Genomic DNA, 3033 nt, shown 5'->3' with positions numbered 1-3033 from the left:
CCAAGGGGATGGAAGCCTTACCAGGAGGTTATTTCAGGCATTTCAGCCTTATTTCACTCCCGAACGAATCGCACATTGATATATATTGTAGCGATCCCGGAAAGGGCGATCACGATCCGGCGCGATTTTTTAGTTTAAAATAGCGATCAATGCCGTAGTGTGCCACAGCGGAACTGACAATGGAACCCTTAAAACATGAAGCCTTATCTTTTTTAAAAACCGCCCTGGACGACCCCGCCGCCACCTTCCGAGACGGGCAGTGGGAAGCGATCGCCCGCCTCATTGACAGGCGAGAACGCCTGCTGGTCGTGCAGCCTCGCTATCAGATCGCTCCGGATTCTGCCGGAGTTGATTGAGTGGTGGTCGGGTTGAGGGCGATCGCTTTCCCCTGTTTCATACCCTACTTTTTGGATTCCTCAGCTTTTTCCGCCGGTTCGGTTTTTTCGGGTTCGGGTTCGGATTCCGCTTTGGTTTCCGGTTCGGGTTCGGTTTTGGGTTCGTCTTTCACTTCGGCTTCGGGTTCGGTTTTGGCCTCAAATTCGGCTTTGGCTTCGGTTTTTTCGGACAGGGTTTGTCCCTGATATTTTTGCAGGGTGTCCTGCAATTCTTGGATGCGTTTTTCCTGTGCGCGGATTTTGCGGAGGGTGGCGCGATCGCCCAACAATTGCTGTACCCTAGACCAGAGAATAAACAGCCACGCCAGAATCCCTCCGAAACCCGCCGCCACGATCAATTCCACGGCGAGGGGAGCCTCGACTTCCACCTCTCCGGAAATCAACTGAATGGTGGCCGGCTGGGTATTTTGGAGGCTGAACACCACCAGTCCCAGGGCAATTAAAATAACTAACACAAAATTCAACGCTCGCATAAATTTACTCCCAAACGATTCGTAACGGGTCAACTTTTTCAGATGCATCGACGGGGCCTTTCCACCTCCGAGCGGTTCATCATCCATCGACGCACTTCCCTCAGTCTACGATACGATCGCGAGATGATCCGTTAAGAAATGCTTTTTTGGTGACGAGTTCCGATTTTGGGGCGATCGGCTGGCATGGGGTGGATTTGAGAAACCGGGTCTCAAAAATCTCAGATCGACACCCGAGTCCTTCTCGGACACCGGGTTTCTTCTCCATCAATTTTTAGTCGAGGCGAAGAGCCTTCGCCGTCTCCCCCAGACTCCCACCTAAGAAGGTGAAATTAATTTCGACAATAGCGCTTTCAACTCCGGGGACAATTCTAGAGGCATACTGCCGCGAACGTGCAGGTCTCGTTGCGGGAACGGAATTTCGATATTTCGCTTTCGCAACATGGCTTCAATTTCATAATATAAATCACTTTTAATCACAACTTGGCGTTCGGGGTGGCGGGTCCAAACCCGCAATTCAAAATCGAGAGAACTGTCCCCGAACCCCTTGAATAAAACCTGGGGGGAAGGGATCGTCAAGACATCCGGATTAGCCTTCGCAACGTCCAGCAAAGAATCCTTCACCTTTTCCACGTCCGAACCGTAGGCGATGCCGACAGGAAGTCGCAGTCCGGAGAGGGAATTGTCGTGATCCCAGTTGATCAATTCCGTTTCTAAAAAGCGGGAATTGGGGACGATAATAGAAATTTGATCGAGGGTTTTTATCACCGTACTGCGGGCGCCAACCCGTTCGACGATCCCCTGATATTCTCCCACTTCGATGAAGTCGCCGGCCTGGATGGGACGCTCAAATAACAACACCAAACCGCTGCCGAAATTTTTGGCGATATCTTGAAATCCGAAGCCGATCCCGACGCCCAGGGCGCTGGCGAGAATGGTGAGGGAACTGAGGTTCAATCCCCAGACTTGCAACAATACCAAACTGCCGATACAGATGAGACTATAGCGGATGATGACCGCCACAACTTCCTGGGCGCCGCGGCTGATTCCCGTGGCTTCCAAAATGCGCGATCGCAGCACGTCTTCCAGCACTTTCGCAGTAAAAATTAGCGCCCAAAGCAGGAGCAGCAAAACTAAAATGTCGGGGATGGAATAGGAGTTGTTGTCGAGGCTGAAAATGTCGGAGGTCAGGGTGGTGACGATGGTGCCGCCGACCTGATAACTCCACTGTCGCGTCACCGGAAACTGGTTGGCAATGTAGATAAAAACGGCGAACCACAGCCCGAGGCGGACGCTGGAGAGGGTCAAGTTCAAAAAGACATCTACACTGCGGTGTTGTTTTTTTTGCTGTTTTTGGGAAACGTCATTTTCCGAGGGTAAGAAAGCCTCCAAAATGCGCCGGAGATATTTTTCCCATAATTTTCCGATCGCCCAGTGGGTCAACATCGCACAAATGAGGATCAGTGCCGACCGCAAGATCGCCACTTGCAAAAATTGCAGGCTGCGTTCTTGTTGGGCGCGATTGACGGCGTATTGGATCTCGCGTTTCCAACGGTCGGCCTGTTCCCAAACGTCGTTTCCGGTTTCCGAATCCCGTTCGGTGACGGTCAACAAATATCCGTCATTCAGCCAAATGGTCGGCAGGGTATTATTATCTCTGACAGTCACGGTGATCGGATCGGGCGATCGCACCGCCTGCTGGAGTTTGTTTTCGATCATTTCCGCCCGTTCCAGAGCCGGAAATTCTTGCGAACTGCTGACCTTAAAAATTCGCCGTCCGTCGAGGATCACCGGGGCGGTATTCGACTTGAATGAGGGGATCGTCCCCTGCTGGCCGAGGGCGGGAAAACCCGGAAAGAGGCTCAAAAAAAGAGCCAGACTCAGACCCAGTGCGATGAAAAAAAGGTGGCGAATTTTGCGATCGAAGAATTGCTGGTTCACGGTCGTCCTTTGCTGTCCTGCCTGGTGGTTCGGATGAATCCCTACGAGGAATATTATCGTTTATTTCATCCGTCCGGCGGTAGATTCCCGAAAGACGGGGGCGGGAGTTGCCACTTTTTCGAGAATCGGTATGATAGGGGAAGTTGTGCTATTCGTTCGGGAACGAAATAGGGCTGAAATACCTGAAATAACTTCCCGGTAAGGCTTCCATCCCCTTGGATGGATAT

General features: G+C 51.8%; 3 protein-coding genes. 1 reads left to right on the top strand and 2 read right to left on the bottom strand.

What is annotated here, in order from left to right:
• Positions 1 to 179 precede the first annotated feature (179 nt).
• Entirely contained in the window at positions 180 to 356 is a 177-nt protein-coding gene (locus AC0QHF_RS02390) for a hypothetical protein (RefSeq protein ID WP_324702583.1), read from the top strand.
• Between the two features lie 44 nt (positions 357 to 400).
• Here the strand turns inward: AC0QHF_RS02390 and AC0QHF_RS02385 are convergent, their stop codons facing one another.
• Both AC0QHF_RS02385 and AC0QHF_RS02380 read right to left on the bottom strand, forming a co-directional pair.
• A complete protein-coding gene (locus tag AC0QHF_RS02385; RefSeq protein ID WP_324702582.1) occupies positions 401 to 868 on the bottom strand; it encodes a lipopolysaccharide assembly protein LapA domain-containing protein in 468 nt (155 codons plus the stop codon).
• Between the two features lie 315 nt (positions 869 to 1183).
• Positions 1184 to 2806, bottom strand: a complete 1623-nt coding sequence (locus tag AC0QHF_RS02380; protein WP_324702581.1) for a mechanosensitive ion channel family protein — start codon at positions 2804 to 2806, stop codon at positions 1184 to 1186.
• Positions 2807 to 3033 lie beyond the last annotated feature (227 nt).

It is taken from the genome of Lyngbya sp. CCY1209, assembly GCF_055795065.1.
The sequence above is the reverse complement of the archived record's forward strand: the minus strand, read 5'-3'. Positions and strand labels throughout refer to the sequence as shown.